This is a genomic window from Geomonas limicola (genome assembly GCF_014193675.1).
Classification (GTDB): domain Bacteria; phylum Desulfobacterota; class Desulfuromonadia; order Geobacterales; family Geobacteraceae; genus Geomonas; species Geomonas limicola.
Window position 1 is genome coordinate 145,541 of sequence record NZ_BLXZ01000010.1, and the last position, 16,267, is coordinate 161,807.

Sequence of the window (16,267 nt, forward strand, 5' to 3'; positions counted from 1 at the left end):
TTTGGAGGAAATACATGTCTACCAGAATCACTCTTGACCCCATTACCCGCATTGAAGGACATCTGCGCATCGATGTCGAAGCAAACGGCGGCAAAGTAACCAACGCCTGGTCCTCGGCACAGATGTGGCGCGGTATCGAGGTCATCCTCAAGGGCCGCGAGCCCCAGGACGCCTGGAGCTTCGTACAGCGCTTCTGCGGCGTCTGCACCACCGTGCACGCCATCTCCTCGATCCGCGCCGTGGAGCACGCCCTCGATGTCGAGGTGCCGCTGAACGCCCAGTACATCCGTAACATCATGATCGCCCAGCACTCGGTGCAGGACCACATCGTGCACTTCTACCACCTCTCCGCGCTCGACTGGGTCGACATCGTCTCGGCTCTCCAGGCCGATCCGAAGAAAACCGCCTCCATCGCCCAGAGCATCTCCGACTGGCCGGGCAACTCCGAGAAGGAGTTCAAGGCGGTGCAGGACAAGCTGAAGGCCTTCGTGGCCGGCGGCAAACTCGGGATCTTCGCCTCGGGCTACTGGGGTCACCCGGCCATGAGGCTCTCCCCCGAGGTTAACCTGATGGCGGTCACCCACTACCTGAAGGCCCTCGACTACCAGAGAAAGGCAAGCCAGGCCACCGCGATCCTGGGCGGCAAGAACCCGCACATCCAGAACCTGGTGGTGGGCGGCGTGGCCACCGCTATCAACATGGAGAACATCGCGACCCTGAACGTGGAGCGTCTGGCCTACCTCAGAAGCCTCATGGAAGAGACCCGCGACTTCGTGCAGAAGGTCTACTACCCGGACCTCCTCGCCGTGGCCGGCGCCTACAAGGACTGGTTCAAGTACGGCGCAGGCGTCACCAACTACATGGCGGTGCCGGAGTTCCCGGAAGACACCAAGAACACCAAGTTCACCCTGCCGGGCGGCGTGATCATGGGCGGCAACGTGGGCGGCATCAAGATGGTGAAGGACCACCGCGACGACTACCTGATCAAGAACATCAAGGAAAACGTCACCCACGCCTGGTACGAAGGAAACGGTACCCTGCACCCCTGGGACGGCGAGACCAAGCCGAACTACACCGATTTCCAGGAAAACGGCAAGTACTCCTGGTGCAAGGCCCCGACCCTCGACGGCAAGCCGGTCCAGGTCGGTCCGCCGGCCCAGATCCTGGCTGCCTACGCAGCCGGCAACCCGAAGGTCAAGAAGCTCGTGGACGGCGCCGTGTCGACCCTGGGGATCTCCCTGAACGACATCCACTCCACCATGGGCCGTCTCTTCGCCCGCGGCGCGCGTGCCCACCTTATGGCTGACATCGCGCTGGACAACCTGGACAAGCTGATCGCCAACGTCGCCTCCGGCGACAAGGCGTACGCGAACCCGACCGAGATTCCCAAGGGCGAGTACCGCGGCGTCGGCTTCCACGAGGCTCCGCGCGGCACGCTTTCCCACTGGATCGTGATCAAGAACAAGAAGATCGAGAACTACCAGGCCGTGGTCCCCTCCACCTGGAACGCCGCTCCGAAGAACGACAAGGGCGAGCACGGGCCGTACGAGGCATCGCTGATCGGCAACCCGATCGCCGACAGCTCCCGTCCGCTCGAGGTTTTGAGGACCATCCACTCCTTCGACCCCTGCATCGCCTGCGCGGTGCACACCATCGATCCGGAAGGTAAGGAGATCACCAAGGTCAAGGTACTGTAGGAATAACCGTAGGGGCTAGAGGCCAGGGGCTGGGGGCTAGCCAAGGAGATATTCCTTGAGCCCTCAGCCCCTTTGCTTTATCATGAGGCGCTCACGGTGAGGCAGGTCGAGGTTGAGGAGAAGCTCTAGTTGGCCTTCCCTTACCCTGTCCAGACCGGAGAGGAGCAGGAGGGTGGCAACCGGCGGGATGGACCCACGCCAGGATCCGGTTTCTCCCTAGCCCCTGCTCCCCAGTCCCCAGCCCCTGCTTTTAAGGAGATTTACATGCAGATTCTGATTTACGGTGCCGGCAACCTGATCCTCTCCGACGAGGGGTTCGGGGTCCACTTCGTGCGGCACCTGGAGAAAAACTACGAAGTTCCCGACAATGTCGAACTCTACGACGGCGGGACGCTCGGGATCATGGTGCACTTCAAGTTCGAGGAGGCCGACAAGGTCATCCTGGTGGACGTGGTGGCAACCCAAGGGGAGCCCGGTGACATCTTCCGCTACGAGCGCGAGGACATCATGCTGAAGAAGATCCCGGTGAAGATGTCCCCGCACCAGATCGGCCTGCAGGAGATGCTGCTCTTGTCCGAGATGCGCGACGCCCCCAAGCCGGACCTGACCTTCTACGGCATTATCGCCCAAAGTCTCGATCCGGGGGACCAGCTCACACCGCCGCTTCAGGCGGGACTCGAGAAGGTGGCCGGCCTGGTCGTCGAGGAGCTCAAGTCGGTGGGCGTGGAACTGAAGAGGAAAAACGCCTAGGGGCTTTCCGGCCTTGCAGCAGTACCTAGTGATTTTCGAGCATCGGGCCTCGGGCGCACATCGCGCCACCGGGCACCCGGTGCACCAGGTAAGGAGATAGTTCATGTTTGGTTTCGGTTTGCCCGAGTTGTGCATCGTGTTGGTCATCATCCTGCTGGTTGCCGGTCCCAGCAAACTGCCGCAGTTCGGCCAGGCGCTGGGGAGCAGCATCAGAGGCTTCAAGAAGGCGATTGCCGGCGACGAGGCGGAGAAGATCACCGAGAAGAAGCAGGACCAGGCTTAACGAGGGGCACCGGGGCGGCCCTGGCTTGGGCCGGTTCGGAAAACCCCGCTGTTTTGCGGCACCCGCGTGGGTAACTATGCGGCTAGCCGCCCGTCAATCTGATTTTCCTCTTCGGGGCAGGTCTTTTGCTGCCGGCCCCAAGACCACGGAGGTACACCATGTGCGTCGACTGCGGTTGCGCTCCCCCTGACCACCATCACGATCATGACCATGACCACCACCACGGTCACGAGCACCGCCATGGCCACAAGCACGATCATGGCGATGGTCACAGCCACGATCACGAACACAGCCACTACCATAAGCACGATCATGACCATGGGCAGGGTGAGGATCACGACCACGCTCATGAACATCATAAAGAGAAGCACGGTCATGGCCACGATCACCACCATGGCGATCATGAACACGGCCACGACCACAAGCATCACCACCATGACGGCAAGCACCACCACCATCATGAGGGGAAGCACCACCATCACGAGGCGCCGGCGGCCCAGCCCGACCCCCCCAGGAAGGTGGTCATCGAGACCGACATCCTGGCGAAGAACAACCGGATGGCCCAGGCGAACCGTGCCCTGTTCCAGTCCAAGGGGCTCTTCGTCCTGAACCTGGTGAGCTCCCCGGGGTCGGGGAAGACCACCATCCTGGAAAGGACCCTGAAGGACCTCTCCGGCTCCTGCCGCGCGGCGGTCGTCGAGGGTGACCAGCAGACTGACAACGACGCGGTCAGGATCGCCGCCACCGGCGTACCGGTGAAGCAGGTGAATACCGGCCAGGGATGCCACCTGGATGCCCACATGGTGCTGCACGCCACCGACACTTTCGACCTCGACGACCTGGATCTCTTGCTGATCGAGAACGTGGGGAACCTGGTATGCCCGGCCTCCTTCGACCTGGGCGAGCACCACAAGGTGGTGGTGTTGAGCGTGACCGAGGGCGAGGACAAGCCGCTCAAGTACCCGCAGATGTTCCACGCGGCCGACATCATGCTGCTCAACAAGGTCGACCTGCTGCCGCACCTCGACTTCGACGTCGAGGCCTGCAAGGAGATGGCGCGCCGGGTCTCCCCGGGTATCACCATCTTCGAGGTCTCCAGCCGTACCGGCGAGGGGATGGACGCCTGGTACTCCTGGCTCCAGGAAGGTATCGCCAAGGCGCGCGGCTAGCGCCCGAGGGACGCTCATGAACCGCAAGCGCGCCAGCATCGAGATCGAGGGGATCGTACAGGGGGTGGGTTTCCGCCCCTTCGTCTACCGGCTTGCCGGGCGCTTCGGTCTCTCCGGCTGGGTGCGCAACACCGGACGCGGGGTCCAGATCGAGGCGGAGGGGGGCGGTGAGGAGCTGGATGCCTTCTGCCAGGCCCTCAAAAACGAGGCGCCGCCGCTTGCCGTGATCAGTGCGTTTCGGGTGGTTCCCGCCATTCCCCAGGGGGGCACCGGGTTCACCATTGAGCAGAGCGCCAAGGTGAAAAGCGGCGGGCAGGTCTCGCCGGACTGCGAGGTCTGCGACGACTGCCTCGCCGAGATGTCGGATCCCGCCAACCGCCGCTACCGCTATCCCTTCATCAACTGCACCAACTGCGGTCCGCGCTACTCGATCATCACCGGCATCCCCTACGACCGACCCGCCACCACCATGGCAAGCTTCCCGATGTGCCCGGAGTGCCTCGCCGAGTACCACGATCCCATGAACCGGCGCTTCCACGCCCAGCCCAACGCCTGCCCGGTCTGCGGGCCGCAGCTGAGCCTCTGCGACGCCGCGGGGACGCCGGTTGCCGGCGATCCCCTCGACGAGACGCTCGCGGCGCTTGCGGCGGGGAAGATCGTCGCGGTGAAGGGGGTAGGGGGGTACCACCTGGCGGTGGACGCCTTGAACGAGGAGGCGGTGGCGCGCCTGCGTCAGCGCAAGAAGCGCGACGAGAAGCCCTTTGCGCTTTTGGCGACGGACCTCGATGCGGTGCGGCGCCTGGTGCACTGCTCGGAACTCGAGGGGCGGCTTTTGACCGGGGTCGAGCGCCCCATCGTCCTGATGCGCAAGCTGGAGGGTAACCCGGTAAGCCCGCAGGTCGCGCCGCGTAACGGCTGGTTCGGGATCATGCTCCCGGGAAACCCCCTGCAGCACCTTTTGATCCAGGGATGCGCCGGTCCCCTGGTGATGACCAGCGGCAACCTGTCCGACGAGCCGATAGCCCACCTGGACCAGGACGCCCTGGAGCGGCTGGCGAGCATCGCCGACCTGTTCCTCACCCACAACCGCGAGATCCACACCCGCACCGACGACTCGGTGCTGCGCCTGAGCCTCGGAGAACCGCTCTTCTTCCGGCGCTCCCGCGGCTACGTGCCGCGCAGCGTCATGCTGCAGCAGGCGGAGGCGAACGTGCTGGCGGTGGGTGCCGAACTGAAGGGGACCATCTGCCTGACCCGGGACGGCCGCGGCTACCTGAGCCAGCATATCGGCGACCTGAAGAACGCCTCTACCCTGCAGTCCCTCGAGGAAACGGTAGCGCACCTGGGGCGGCTTTTAGAGGTGACACCCGAGGTGGTGGTCCACGACCTGCACCCGGATTACCTCTCCACCGGTTTCGCCGAAAAGCTCGACCTGCCGCGCCTCGGGGTGCAGCACCACCACGCCCACCTCGCCTCCTGCATGGCGGAGAACCACCTGGAGGGTGAGCTGATCGGGGTGATCCTGGACGGCACCGGCTACGGTGAGGACGGCGCCATCTGGGGCGGGGAGTTCCTCCTCGGCGGTTACGAGAGCTTCGAGCGGCGCGGCCACTTCAAGTACCTGCGGCTTCCCGGCGGCGACGCCGCGGTGAAGGAGCCGTTCCGCATGGCGCTTTCCACGCTCTACGACTGCTTCGGGGCGGGGCTCTTCCAGAAGATGCCGGCGCACCTCCCGGAGCTGAGCGCCATGGAGCGCTCCCTGTTTCTGAAGATGCTGGAGCGCGGCATCAACTCGCCGCTCACCTCGAGCTGCGGCCGGCTCTTCGATGCGGTGGCGGCGCTGGTCGGGGTACGCAACCGGATCAGCTACGAAGGGCAGGCGGCGATCGAGCTGGAGGCCCAGGCCGAGGGGGGGCGTGCGGTCTGGAGCTACCCGTTCCTGGTCTCCGATGCCCCCTGCCACCAGGTCGATTTCGCCCCGATGATCGCGGCCTTGGTTGCCGACGTCGCGGCGGGGCTGGACCGCTCCGAGCTGGCGCGCGCCTTCCACCGCACCGTGGCGGAGGCCGTCGTCGAGGTCTGCAGCCGGATCCGCCGGGAAAGCTGCCGGGACCGGGTGGTGCTCTCCGGCGGGGTGTTCCAGAACCGGCTCTTGACCGAGGAGACCGCCACCCTGCTGAACCAGGCGGGCTTTACCACCTACTGCCACCGTTTGGTGCCGCCCAACGACGGCGGGATCGCACTGGGGCAGGCAGCCATCGCGGCGCGGCGCTGGCGACCGGACCCCCCCGAGGCGGCCTGAACCGTCGGCGCCTCCGTCGCAAACCATTCACTTTCACGCGTGCCCGGTGCACGAACAAGGGAGTTAGCTTATGTGTGTTGGAGTTCCCATGCAGGTAATCAGTATCGACGGCGATCAGGCCGTGGCCGAGGTCGACGGCGTGAAGCGCGAGGCGAGCCTCATGCTTTTGAACGATGAGGTGACGGTGGGTGATTTCGTGATCGTCCACGCCGGGTTTGCCATCTCCAAGCTGGACGAGGAGGATGCCCGGGAGACCCTGGCCCTGATGCGCGAGGTGTTCACGCCGGAGAGCATGGGATGAACTACCTCGACCAGTTTCGCGACAAGGAGATCGTCAAGGGGCTGGCCCGGCGCATCACCGAATTGACCGCCGGTCTGAGCGAGCCGCTCACCTTCATGGAAGTCTGCGGCACCCACACCATGGCGATCTACCAGTTCGGCCTGCGCACGCTCTTGCCCCCCCAGGTGCGGCTCATCTCGGGTCCGGGGTGCCCGGTCTGCGTCACCCCCAACGGCTACCTGGACCGCGCGCTCGCCTTGAGCCGGCTCTCCGACGTGATCATCACCACCTTCGGCGACATGCTCCGGGTGCCCGGCTCCAGCTCTTCGCTCATGGAGGAGCGTGCCAAGGGCGCCGACGTGCGCATCGTCTACTCGCCGCTCGATGCCGTGCAGATCGCGATTAAGAACCCGTCTAAGCGGGTGATCTTCCTCGGCGTCGGCTTCGAGACCACGGCGCCCACCATCGCCGGAAGCATCCTGAGCGCCCAGAAACTCGGGCTTACCAACTACTTCGTGCTTGCCTCGCACAAGACCATGCCCCAGCCGATGGGGATCCTCTCGGCAGATCCGGAACTCTCGGTGGACGGCTACCTCTGCCCCGCGCACGTGAGCGCCATTATCGGTGGCAACGCCTACCGGTTCCTCTGCGAGGAGTACGGGGTCCCCTGCGTGGTCACCGGGTTCGAGCCGGCCGACGTGCTGCAGGGTGTCGAGATGCTGGTCAGGCAGCGCCTGGCCGGCGAGGCCAAGGTGGAGATCCAGTATTCGCGGGTGGTGAGCTGGGAGGGGAACCCCAAGGCCCAGGCAATTCTGGCGGAGGTCTTCACCCCCTTCGATGCCGACTGGCGCGGCATCGGGGTACTCCCGGGATCCGGGTTGAAGATCGCCGAGCGCTACGCGGCATTCGATGCCGAGCGGGCCATCCCGGTCGAGGTGGAGCCGCTCAAGGAGCACCGCGGCTGCCTGTGCGGCGAGATCCTCAAAGGGAAGGTGTCGCCGTTTGACTGCCCGCTGTTCGGCAAGGCCTGCACCCCGGAGTCCCCGGTGGGAGCCTGCATGGTCTCCTCCGAGGGGACCTGCGCCGCGGCCTACAAGTACGGCAGGTAGCACCCCAAAACTGATCGGTCCTATCCGACCGGTCGGACCGATGAACACGATAAGGAGCACCGCTTGAACAACGATCTCATTCTCCTGGGCCACGGCAGCGGCGGCAAGCTGTCGCACCAGCTGCTGGACGACCTGATCATCGCCAAACTCTCCCGCACCCCGGTGCGCGGCCAGAACGACGCCGCGCTGGTGGAGCTCGCCGGCGCCAAGCTCGCCTTCACCACCGACTCCTACGTGGTGGATCCCATCTTTTTCCCGGGGGGGAACATCGGCGACCTTGCCGTGAACGGCACCGTGAACGACCTCGCCATGATGGGCGCGTGCCCCCGCTTCTTAAGCGTGGGGCTCATCCTCGAGGAAGGGTTCTCCAAGGCGGAACTCGCCGCCATCCTGGACTCGATGGCTGCCGCGGCCGAGAGCGCCGGGGTGAGCATCGTCACCGGCGACACCAAGGTGGTGCCCAAGGGGAAGGGAGACCGCATCTTCATCAACACCTCGGGGATCGGCGTCATCGAGCACACCCTCACCATCGACGGCGCCTCGGCCCAGCCCGGCGACCAGGTCTTGGTGAACGGCAGCATCGGCGACCACGGGATCGCGGTACTCTCGGCCCGCGAGGGGCTGGAGATCGACAGCGGCATCGTCACCGATTCCGCGGCGCTCAACGGCCTGGTCCAGGAACTGCTCGCCCTGGGCGAGTCGCTGCACGTCTTGCGCGATCCTACCCGCGGCGGGGTGGCCACCACGCTCAAGGAGATCGCTGCACAGTCGGAGGTGAACATCGTCCTAGACGAGGAAAGCCTGCCGATCAATTTGGGGGTCAAAGGGGTCTGCTCGATTCTCGGGCTGGATCCGCTCTACGTGGCGAACGAGGGGAAACTTTTGGCAATCGTGGCACCGGAGCGTGCCGGGGAGGCTCTGGAGATCATGCGGCGCCACCCGCTCGGGAAAGACGCCGCTGTCATCGGGGAAGTGACCGGGACCGCCGACGGGCGGGTTCAGATGCGGACCTCGGTGGGCGGCCTGCGGGGGGTCGAGATGCTGGCCGGCGAACAACTGCCACGCATCTGCTGACCCCCGAAGAACCGGAAAACCTGGCCCTCCTCAATCGAGGAGGGTCTTCTCGAACTGCAGACCCATGCCGCGGTCGGTAACCCGTACCACCTTCGCCTTGAGGTCGCAGAGGATCTGCGGCGTCAGGGTGTGGTAGATGGTGACCGACACCTTGTCCTCGATCTCCATCTTGCGCGTCGAGGTCACAAAAACCCCCTTCATGCTGAGGTTCTCCACTTCGGCTTCGACCATCTCGTCATCCACATGGATGTTCGCCTTCGCATGCAGTGCCAGCCTGGCAAAATTCCGTTTCTCCTTGTACATCGGCCCTCCCGCGTGACAGCAAAAGTAGGGTTTCGTGGCGCCAAATCGACCTTGATTAGTCTAATCTAATAAAGTCTGATTGCAAGCGGCGTGGTCTGAAAAGATAAAGCTGCACTGCTGCTGATTCGAGCGGCGCCGATGCTCGCATGAGTCAGCTGACTCTTGCGGTTTAATCTCGTTCTCATGGGGAAAACCTGCCCCTGGTGGGACGCGGGCGGGGGGGAGGCGGAGAAGGGGCGTAAGGCTTCGGTGGGATCCGTGTGGTACGGCGGTTTAGGGTGGGGGGGCCGAGAACCTGGCGTCTCAGGCCCCTTGAACGCTGCGGGTTAGGGCGGCCGTGTTGCGGGATCTCACCTTTTGCACCAGCTCGAAAGCGCGCTTGACCCGGGCCACCATCCGGACCGTGGTCATCGGCTTGCCGATGAAGTCGTGGAACCCTGACTTGAGCGCGCGGTGTTCCTCTTCCGGCGAGGCCTTGGCGCTCAACAGGATCATCGGGATGTGCGCGGACGCCGGGTTGGCCTTGATGGCACGCATCAGGCCGTAGCCGTCCAGCTTGGGCATTGCCGAGTCGCACAGGATCAGGTCCGGTTGCTCGGCGAAGGTGGCGCGCAGCCCTTCGACGCCGTCGCCCGCGGTAAGCACCTGGTACCCCTCGCTGCGCAGTGCGGAGCTGATGAGGTCGGTGATCTCTTGCGAATCGTCGACCACCAGCACAGTCAACTGGCAGTTTTCGGCGCACTCGTCACGCAGGTAGTGCTGACGCAACGCATCCAGGATCGCCGCGCGGGTGGCGAGCACCGGAACGATGCGCAGCGCGGTCTTCGCTTCCAGAAGGTCGATGGTCTCCTGGTCGAAGGGGTCGGTGATGGCAAGGGTCAGTTTGCCGTCTTCATGGCGTAGCGGAAAGACCAGCTTTTGCAGGGCGATCTCCTGGGGGATCAACTCGAGCAGCGCCTCGGGGATCTGGTGGCAGGCCGTGTCGCCCAGGGTCTGGAAGCCGAACTGGCGGGCCAGTGCCTCCACCAGTTCCTCCTGGTAGACCACCCCCATCTCGTCGAGTACGGCTCCTAATTTTTTGCCGGTACCCTGCTGTCTGATGAGAGCGCGCTCCAAGGTCTTCGCCGTTATGATGCCGGATTCAACCAACAATTCGCCGAGGTGCTTTTTCATTATTATCCGGACCTTTTATTGTAATTAGAAATAACTCACCAAGAATATATCCTCTTTCCCGAAAATAGCAAAATAAAAAAGGCCCGTTTCCGGGCCTTTCGGTGCTGCATTTGCTGAAGTAGTGCCTAGCGGATGCTGTCTTCCGGGTAGGCGCCGATGTTGTGGATGGAGAGGTCGGCACCGGCAAACTCGGCCTCCGGGTCGAGACGGATCCCCACGGTCTTGGCCAGGACGCCGTAGATGAGGAAGCCGTTCACCAGGGCGAAGACGATCGCGGAAACGGTGCCCAAGAGCTGGGAGACGAAGGTGACGCCGCCCAGTCCGCCCAGCGCCTCGCTGCCGAAGATACCGGCGGCGAGGCCGCCCCAGGAGCCGATAATCCCGTGCAGCGGCCAGACGCCGAGGACGTCGTCGATCTTGAGTTTTTCCTGCTCGATGTGAAAGCCGAAGACGAAGATGATCGAGGCGATGGCGCCGGTGACGAAGGCGGCCAGGGGGTGCATGATGTCGCTGCCGGCGCAGACCGCGATGAGGCCTGCCAGGGCGCCGTTGTGCACGAAACCGGGGTCGTTCTTGCTGGCAACGAGGGCTGCCAGGACGCCGCCCACCATGGCCATGAGCGAGTTGACCGCCACCACGCCGGAGATCTTTTCGAGGTGTCCGGCACTCATCACGTTGAAGCCGAACCACCCCACCGCGAGGATCCAGGAGCCCAGGGCCAGGAAGGGGATGTTGCTGACCGGGATCGGGTGCGACTTGCCGCGCACGTAACGCCCCATGCGGGGGCCGAGGATCAGGACGGCGGGGAGGGCGAGCCAGCCGCCGATGGAGTGCACCACGACCGAACCTGCGTAATCGTGGAACTCGGCGCCGCCCAGGGACTTGAAGACGTCCTGCAGGAGGGACATGTTCTTGCCCCAGATGAGCGATTCGAAGAGGGGGTAGCTAAGACCCGCGAAGACGGCGCCGGCGGTGACCTGGGGCCAGAACTTGGCGCGCTCGGCGATGCCGCCGGAGATGATGGCGGGGATGCAGGCGGCGAAGCAGAGCAGGAAGAAGTAGTGGGTGATGTCGTAGCCCTGGTTCTCGCCCAGGATCTGCTTGACCGGCTTCAAAAAGCTGATGCCGTAGGCGATCGGGAAGCCGATGAGGAAGTAGACGACCGTGGAGACCGACCAGTCGGTGAGGATCTTCACGAAGGCGTTGACCTGGTTTTTCTTGCGGACCGTCCCCACCTCGAGAAAGGCGAAGCCGGCGTGCATGGCGAACACCATGACCGCGCCGAGCATGAGGAAAAGCACATCGCTGCTGTTGCCCAGTGGGGTCGTCATTGACATCCCGTTCATTGAGTTACCTCCGTTGGTAAATGGCCAGGTCAGCACTGACCAAGGCGCCCAGAGACAGCAAGCTTCCTGCCAAGTTGCTAACCTGCTGGAATGTCGTGAGGGCACCTGTCGCTGTCGCCTAATTAAACGGCAGGGCTGCCTATTTGCTGGGCGTTCATGCCTAATGAATGGGCAGTGAATAGGGGTTGACCTCCCCTGCGGCACGGGGTACATTCAACCGGTTTCCAGAGGGAGGAGTCGTGTCGCGCAAGACAGCACTCATCAGTTGCACCGACCTGGGCGGGTACAGCTACGGGGAGGCGCACCCTTTCAAGGTACAGCGCTTCCGCCTGGCGCACGACCTGATGGGGGCCTACGGCCTTTTGCAGCTCCCGGGGATGGAACTGCGCCGACCGCGCCCGGTGAGCTATCAGGAGCTGCTCACCGGCCACAGCGCCGAGTACCTGGAGCGCCTGCGCGAGTTCAGCGCCGCCAGCGAGTCGCGTGCCGATTTCCGCTTCGGGCTGGGTGACCTGGAGAACCCGATCTTCCCCGGCGTCTTCGATTGGGCCTGCCTCGGGGTCTCGGGGACCCTGGAGGCGGCCCGGCTGGTGAGCGAGGAGGGGTTCGCCGCCGCCTTCAACCCGCTGGGGGGCTGGCACCACGCCCAGAAAAGCCGCGCCTCCGGCTTCTCTTACTTAAACGACGCGGTGGTCGCCATCAACCACCTGGTGGCCCAGGGAAAGCGCGTGGTCTACCTGGACCTCGACGCCCACCACGGCGACGGCGTCCAGAACGCCTACTACGACACCGATCGGGTGCTCACCATCTCGCTGCACGAAAGCGGCATGTACTTCTTCCCGGGGACCGGGTTCGAGGACGAGACCGGCGTGGGGGCGGGGGAGGGGTACTGCGTCAACGTCCCCCTGCAGGCCCACACCGACGACGCCCTCTTCATGAAGGCCTTCGACGAGGTGGCCTTCCCGCTCATCGCGGCCTACAACCCGGACGTGCTCTTCACCCAGCTGGGGGCGGACACCTTCCGCACCGATCCCCTGACCCGGCTCGAGGTCACCACCCACGCCTACGCCTACATCATGAAAAAGCTGAGGGCCCTCGCCATCCCCTGGGTCGCCGTGGGGGGCGGGGGGTACGACATGATGAACGTGGCGCGCGCCTGGACCATCGCCTGGGCCATCATGAACGATCGCGAGATTTCGCCCCGGCTCCCCCAGTCCTTCCTCACCCTGAGCGGGGAACTGGGATTTCCGCACCGCATGCTCCTGGACGCCATGCACTGGGCCCAGGAGGACGACCGCAACGTGGCGCTGGACGCCGTGCAAAAGAGCATCGCCCAGGTACGGGCCCGGGTCTTCCCGGTCCTGATCGGTCCCTATGGCAGCGGCAAGCGCTGAGCATATCCTCAGGGACGCGCGCGGGCGCGAGCTCTACTCGCTGAACGACATCAACCGGCTCGAGCCGGAAGAGAAGGAGGCGATCTACCGCGTCCTGTTGCCGCAGCGCCTGGTGGAACTTTTGGACGGCGCCGGCGGCTCGGTGCGCTTCATCGCCCCCGACGGGCTGCGCCTGGTGCGCATCGAGGTGCGCCTGAAGCCCGAGGACCGGGACCTGGTCTTCTTCGTGGAGCTCTGCGACACCCAGCACCGCCAGATGGAACTCTCCTTCTGCATCATAAGCGACCCCTTTGCGCCGCGCTTCGACGTGGACCTGGACGAAAGGGGGCGCGACAACTGTTTCGCCACCCTGGGGAGGAACCTCCCCGAGGAGGAGCGCGCCATGGCGGCCGGCCTCTTCCCGAACCAGACCCGGCACGGGCTGCGCATGTTCCGCGAGTTCCTGCCGCTTTTGGAGCGTTTCACCGCGAGCCTCGACATGCAGTTCATCGTCGCCGAGCCGCTTACCTACGACAACGCCATCCGCTACGAGCACTACGGCTTCGATTACCTGGTGGGAAAGCGGCTCATGCAGGAGATCGATGCCGGCTTCGCCCCGGGGGGGATCCTGGCCCGCCGCCTGGACGGCTCCACCCCCTTTCGCAGGCCCGGTGCCGAGAAGAGCGTCCTGGGACGCAGTTGGGCGATCCACGACGGGATCCTCGACGAGCCCTGGGACGGCGTGCGCATCTACAAGACCGTCGGCGTCCATGCCGGCGTGGATACCTTCCCGTCACGGGAACGCAAGGAGATCTAGCATGGAGAGGAAAACCACCCCGCTCCCCGGGATCGTCTATTTCACCCCCCCTCCCGGGACCGTGGTCACCGGGCTGGACGACAAGGTCGTGCTCCAGGTCGGCAACCTGCCGATACCGCTTCTGGAGCAGGACTTCCTGGCCCTTTCCGGCGAGCTCGGCTACGACGCACTGGGGCGCGGCATCTACCAGGCGCTGCGCACTGACCCCGGCTGCCTGAACGCCGCCGACTACGCCCAGCTTCTCAAGGAGGGGTATCCGCACTACCTCTCCGAGCTGGCGAGCCACATCCTCATGCTCGGTGAAAAGGACGTCGAGATCCCCTACCTGGACCGCCGGGTGAACCTGTTGCGCATCTTCGCCCTGGTGGAGCCGGACAACGCCCACTTCCCGCTGGAAATCGGCGCGACGCTCCTGGACAAGGGGTGCCGCTTCTCGGCGCTGCACCTCTCCACGGTCACCCTGTACCGTGCCGAGGAGCACCTGGAGCGGGCTTTCGCGCTCTCCCCGGACAACCCCAAGGTGCTCTCCACCCTGGCGGAGGTCCTGTTCCTGCTCGGCAAGTACCCGCGGGCGGCCGAGCTGTGGCAGCGGCTTTTGCCGGGGCTCGCCCCCGAAGCGGCCGAGGTGGTGCGCCTGCGCCTGGAGAAGATCGCGAACAACGAGCTCCCCCGGGTGCCGGCGGTCGATTACCTGGAGGCGGTGGCGGTGGCGCTGTCGCTGCAGCAAAACGGGGCGAGCGACGAGGCTGCGGCGATCTTCGGGGACATCATGGCCGACGAGAAGTTCGCTGCCGAGTTCCCGATGGCCGAGATCCCCTATCTGTGCGCCCTGTGCTGCAACGACCTGGGGCGTGGCCGGGATGCCCGGCTCTTGCTGCGCCAGGCGCTCAAACTGAACCCGGACTTCGCCGAGGCGCGCGAGGCCCTGGATAAACTGACCGAGTAGGAGGGGGCGATGTTTGGCTTTAGTCCAGCCGATTGGATCTTCATAGCCGGGGTAATGGCGGTGATTTTTTTCTGTGTTGCCATAAGCGGCATGAGGAAGAGATGATATCCTGTAGGTGCTAAAACCGTGAACGACGTTGAGTAGTTGAGTCGGGGGGGGGAAGGGGGATGCCGGACTTGGTTCACAGGCACCCCGGTCCCTCATCCAGTAAAAGGTAGCTGGGACCACTCAACGACTCAACCACCCGACGGTTTTACCCAAAAAGGAGGTTCGCCATGTTTAAACCGATCGAGCAGATCATCACCAGCTACAAAACCATCGCGGTGGTGGGGCTCTCCCCCGACCCCGGCAAGCCGAGCTACGAGGTGGCCTCCTACCTGAAAAAGGCCGGCTACCGGATCATCCCGGTAAACCCGGCCTGCCGGGAGGTCTTGGGCGAGCGCTGCTACCCGAGCATCTCGGAAATCCCGGAAGAGGTCGAGGTGGTGGATATCTTCCGCCGCTCCGAGTTCGTCCCGGAGGTGGTGGAAGATGCCATCAAGAAAGGGGTCAAGGCCATCTGGATGCAGGAAGGGGTGGTGAACCAGGAGGCGGCCCAGCGCGCCGAGGCGGCCGGCCTTCTGGTGGTGATGGACCACTGCATGCTCAAGGAGCACTACAAGCTGCACAAGACCACCCGGTGACCCGGGCCGAGCACTTCAGCCAACCGTAAGGAAGCCACCCATGTCGTACCAACCGGAAAGCCGCCCCTGGGGCCTTAGTGCCCTTTCGGCGGCTTACTTCTTGTTCCTCATCCTCACCATGTCGAGTTACGGCGCCCCCTTTCCGCTGTGGGGGCGGTTCTACAACGGGTCCGCCGCCCAGTGGCTGGTCTTTGCCGACAGCATGATCTCGCTGTACCTGTGGCTCGGCGTCCTGAAAAGGCAGCAGCTTACCGTCTGGCTCATCATCGGCTACAACCTGTTCGATATCCTGAACGCCTGCGTGAACCTCGCCCGCATCTCCGCCTCCGAGTACGCCCGCTTCGCCGAATCAGCTATCTCCGAAGACGACCTGCGCCTGAACACCCTGGTCGCCGCGGTGCTGCTCATGCTGCTCAACCTTTACGTCTTTCGCAACCGGCGCCACTTTTACAACCGCTCGCTGTACCTTTTTTAGCAACCTGCCGACGCTTTCCGGTCCCGCTTCAGTTTCTCGAGCCGCTGCCGATTATTCCTGAAGGGTCCACATTGGCTCAAGCGGGGAGGGGCCAAGGTACTGGGAAGAGCCTGCTGGCTCACAACCGCGGCGCCGACCACTCGCTTATCGGTGGCGACCCTACCAGGGAAGCGGCTGACAGGTAAAAAACGCAGCTCGCTGAACAAGCAGACACGCCGGTAGACAATGGCTGTCTCCCTTAGTACAAGGTGCGATTCGGGCAGGTACTGTAGGAGTTTGTCCCTTTCTCTGTACCCGATTCAGAAAATATCAGCTTATGCGCTAACTGGTTAGTGTCAGCCAAGAATCTCCTCTTGCCAGGTACCTGTAATCTCTGCTAGTATGTGCGCCGTTTAAGGCACCAGAACCCGCCGCAGTCAACCGGCACCGGTTCGAGCTCACAGGCACCTTTTCCGACACCAACTTATTGCGCCGACGAGGAACTATA

General features: G+C 64.1%; 17 protein-coding genes. 13 read left to right on the top strand and 4 right to left on the bottom strand.

Annotated elements, in window-relative coordinates; translation table 11 throughout:
- Nucleotides 1–14: 14 nt before the first annotated feature.
- The 3 genes from H7688_RS20520 to H7688_RS20530 all read left to right on the top strand — a co-directional run bounded on the left by H7688_RS20520 (nucleotide 15) and on the right by H7688_RS20530 (nucleotide 2,730).
- Complete coding sequence (locus H7688_RS20520) at nucleotides 15–1,697, top strand: nickel-dependent hydrogenase large subunit (protein ID WP_183363144.1); 1,683 nt, start codon at nucleotides 15–17, stop codon at nucleotides 1,695–1,697.
- Between the two features lie 264 nt (nucleotides 1,698–1,961).
- Complete coding sequence (locus H7688_RS20525; protein WP_183363145.1) at nucleotides 1,962–2,447, top strand: HyaD/HybD family hydrogenase maturation endopeptidase; 486 nt, start codon at nucleotides 1,962–1,964, stop codon at nucleotides 2,445–2,447.
- Between the two features lie 103 nt (nucleotides 2,448–2,550).
- On the top strand, nucleotides 2,551–2,730 hold the full coding sequence (locus H7688_RS20530; protein ID WP_183363146.1) for a twin-arginine translocase TatA/TatE family subunit: 180 nt from the start codon (nucleotides 2,551–2,553) through the stop codon (nucleotides 2,728–2,730).
- A gap of 74 nt (nucleotides 2,731–2,804) precedes the next feature.
- On the opposite strand, the gene H7688_RS22995 is transcribed toward H7688_RS20530, so the two are convergent.
- A complete protein-coding gene (locus tag H7688_RS22995; RefSeq protein ID WP_443093459.1) occupies nucleotides 2,805–3,191 on the bottom strand; it encodes a hypothetical protein in 387 nt (128 codons plus the stop codon).
- Nucleotides 3,192–3,248: 57 nt separating this feature from the next.
- Here H7688_RS22995 and hypB point away from each other — a divergent pair, with 57 nt between their 5' ends.
- The 5 genes from hypB to hypE all read left to right on the top strand — a co-directional run bounded on the left by hypB (nucleotide 3,249) and on the right by hypE (nucleotide 8,664).
- Complete coding sequence (gene hypB / locus H7688_RS23000; RefSeq protein WP_443093460.1) at nucleotides 3,249–3,899, top strand: hydrogenase nickel incorporation protein HypB; 651 nt, start codon at nucleotides 3,249–3,251, stop codon at nucleotides 3,897–3,899.
- A 16-nt stretch (nucleotides 3,900–3,915) separates the two neighbouring features.
- Nucleotides 3,916–6,201: a carbamoyltransferase HypF gene (gene hypF, locus H7688_RS20540; protein WP_183363148.1), complete on the top strand. Its 2,286-nt coding sequence runs from the start codon at nucleotides 3,916–3,918 to the stop codon at nucleotides 6,199–6,201.
- A gap of 70 nt (nucleotides 6,202–6,271) precedes the next feature.
- Entirely contained in the window at nucleotides 6,272–6,502 is a 231-nt protein-coding gene (locus tag H7688_RS20545; RefSeq protein WP_183363149.1) for a HypC/HybG/HupF family hydrogenase formation chaperone, read from the top strand.
- Complete coding sequence (gene hypD / locus H7688_RS20550) at nucleotides 6,499–7,590, top strand: hydrogenase formation protein HypD (RefSeq protein WP_183363150.1); 1,092 nt, start codon at nucleotides 6,499–6,501, stop codon at nucleotides 7,588–7,590. Before H7688_RS20545 ends, hypD begins: the two co-directional genes overlap by 4 nt.
- Before the next feature lie 63 nt (nucleotides 7,591–7,653).
- On the top strand, nucleotides 7,654–8,664 hold the full coding sequence (gene hypE / locus H7688_RS20555) for a hydrogenase expression/formation protein HypE (RefSeq protein ID WP_183363151.1): 1,011 nt from the start codon (nucleotides 7,654–7,656) through the stop codon (nucleotides 8,662–8,664).
- Nucleotides 8,665–8,694: 30 nt separating this feature from the next.
- Here hypE and H7688_RS20560 read toward each other — a convergent pair whose 3' ends face one another.
- The 3 genes from H7688_RS20560 to H7688_RS20570 all read right to left on the bottom strand — a co-directional run bounded on the left by H7688_RS20560 (nucleotide 8,695) and on the right by H7688_RS20570 (nucleotide 11,486).
- Entirely contained in the window at nucleotides 8,695–8,967 is a 273-nt protein-coding gene (locus H7688_RS20560; protein WP_183363152.1) for a PilZ domain-containing protein, read from the bottom strand.
- A gap of 303 nt (nucleotides 8,968–9,270) precedes the next feature.
- Nucleotides 9,271–10,140: a response regulator gene (locus H7688_RS20565; RefSeq protein WP_183363153.1), complete on the bottom strand. Its 870-nt coding sequence runs from the start codon at nucleotides 10,138–10,140 to the stop codon at nucleotides 9,271–9,273.
- 125 nt (nucleotides 10,141–10,265) lie between these two features.
- Nucleotides 10,266–11,486: an ammonium transporter gene (locus H7688_RS20570; RefSeq protein WP_183363154.1), complete on the bottom strand. Its 1,221-nt coding sequence runs from the start codon at nucleotides 11,484–11,486 to the stop codon at nucleotides 10,266–10,268.
- Between the two features lie 239 nt (nucleotides 11,487–11,725).
- On the opposite strand from H7688_RS20570, the gene H7688_RS20575 reads away from it, so the two are divergent.
- The 5 genes from H7688_RS20575 (at nucleotide 11,726) to H7688_RS20595 (ending at nucleotide 15,780) form a co-directional block, all read left to right on the top strand.
- On the top strand, nucleotides 11,726–12,880 hold the full coding sequence (locus H7688_RS20575; protein ID WP_183363155.1) for an acetoin utilization protein AcuC: 1,155 nt from the start codon (nucleotides 11,726–11,728) through the stop codon (nucleotides 12,878–12,880).
- Nucleotides 12,861–13,676 (top strand): hypothetical protein, encoded by an 816-nt coding sequence (locus H7688_RS20580; RefSeq protein WP_183363156.1) that lies wholly within the window; start codon nucleotides 12,861–12,863, stop codon nucleotides 13,674–13,676. The genes H7688_RS20575 and H7688_RS20580 overlap by 20 nt, the downstream gene beginning before the upstream one ends.
- Before the next feature lies 1 nt (nucleotide 13,677).
- Nucleotides 13,678–14,622 (top strand): tetratricopeptide repeat protein, encoded by a 945-nt coding sequence (locus H7688_RS20585; protein WP_183363157.1) that lies wholly within the window; start codon nucleotides 13,678–13,680, stop codon nucleotides 14,620–14,622.
- 275 nt (nucleotides 14,623–14,897) lie between these two features.
- On the top strand, nucleotides 14,898–15,305 hold the full coding sequence (locus tag H7688_RS20590) for a CoA-binding protein (protein ID WP_183363158.1): 408 nt from the start codon (nucleotides 14,898–14,900) through the stop codon (nucleotides 15,303–15,305).
- A gap of 40 nt (nucleotides 15,306–15,345) precedes the next feature.
- Complete coding sequence (locus tag H7688_RS20595; RefSeq protein WP_246329909.1) at nucleotides 15,346–15,780, top strand: hypothetical protein; 435 nt, start codon at nucleotides 15,346–15,348, stop codon at nucleotides 15,778–15,780.
- Nucleotides 15,781–16,267: the final 487 nt, after the last annotated feature.

Bases quoted from the DNA above. Each gene is read 5' to 3' on its own strand.
- H7688_RS20520 (WP_183363144.1), top strand. From the start codon at position 15: ATGTCTACCAGAATCACTCTTGACCCCATTACCCGCATTGAAGGACAT.
- H7688_RS20525 (WP_183363145.1), top strand. From the start codon at position 1,962: ATGCAGATTCTGATTTACGGTGCCGGCAACCTGATCCTCTCCGACGAG.
- H7688_RS20530 (WP_183363146.1), top strand. From the start codon at position 2,551: ATGTTTGGTTTCGGTTTGCCCGAGTTGTGCATCGTGTTGGTCATCATC.
- H7688_RS22995 (WP_443093459.1), bottom strand. From the start codon at position 3,191: ATGATGGTGGTGGTGCTTGCCGTCATGGTGGTGATGCTTGTGGTCGTG.
- hypF (WP_183363148.1), top strand. From the start codon at position 3,916: ATGAACCGCAAGCGCGCCAGCATCGAGATCGAGGGGATCGTACAGGGG.
- H7688_RS20545 (WP_183363149.1), top strand. From the start codon at position 6,272: ATGTGTGTTGGAGTTCCCATGCAGGTAATCAGTATCGACGGCGATCAG.
- hypD (WP_183363150.1), top strand. From the start codon at position 6,499: ATGAACTACCTCGACCAGTTTCGCGACAAGGAGATCGTCAAGGGGCTG.
- H7688_RS20560 (WP_183363152.1), bottom strand. From the start codon at position 8,967: ATGTACAAGGAGAAACGGAATTTTGCCAGGCTGGCACTGCATGCGAAG.
- H7688_RS20565 (WP_183363153.1), bottom strand. From the start codon at position 10,140: ATGAAAAAGCACCTCGGCGAATTGTTGGTTGAATCCGGCATCATAACG.
- H7688_RS20570 (WP_183363154.1), bottom strand. From the start codon at position 11,486: ATGAACGGGATGTCAATGACGACCCCACTGGGCAACAGCAGCGATGTG.
- H7688_RS20580 (WP_183363156.1), top strand. From the start codon at position 12,861: ATGGCAGCGGCAAGCGCTGAGCATATCCTCAGGGACGCGCGCGGGCGC.
- H7688_RS20585 (WP_183363157.1), top strand. From the start codon at position 13,678: ATGGAGAGGAAAACCACCCCGCTCCCCGGGATCGTCTATTTCACCCCC.
- H7688_RS20590 (WP_183363158.1), top strand. From the start codon at position 14,898: ATGTTTAAACCGATCGAGCAGATCATCACCAGCTACAAAACCATCGCG.
- H7688_RS20595 (WP_246329909.1), top strand. From the start codon at position 15,346: ATGTCGTACCAACCGGAAAGCCGCCCCTGGGGCCTTAGTGCCCTTTCG.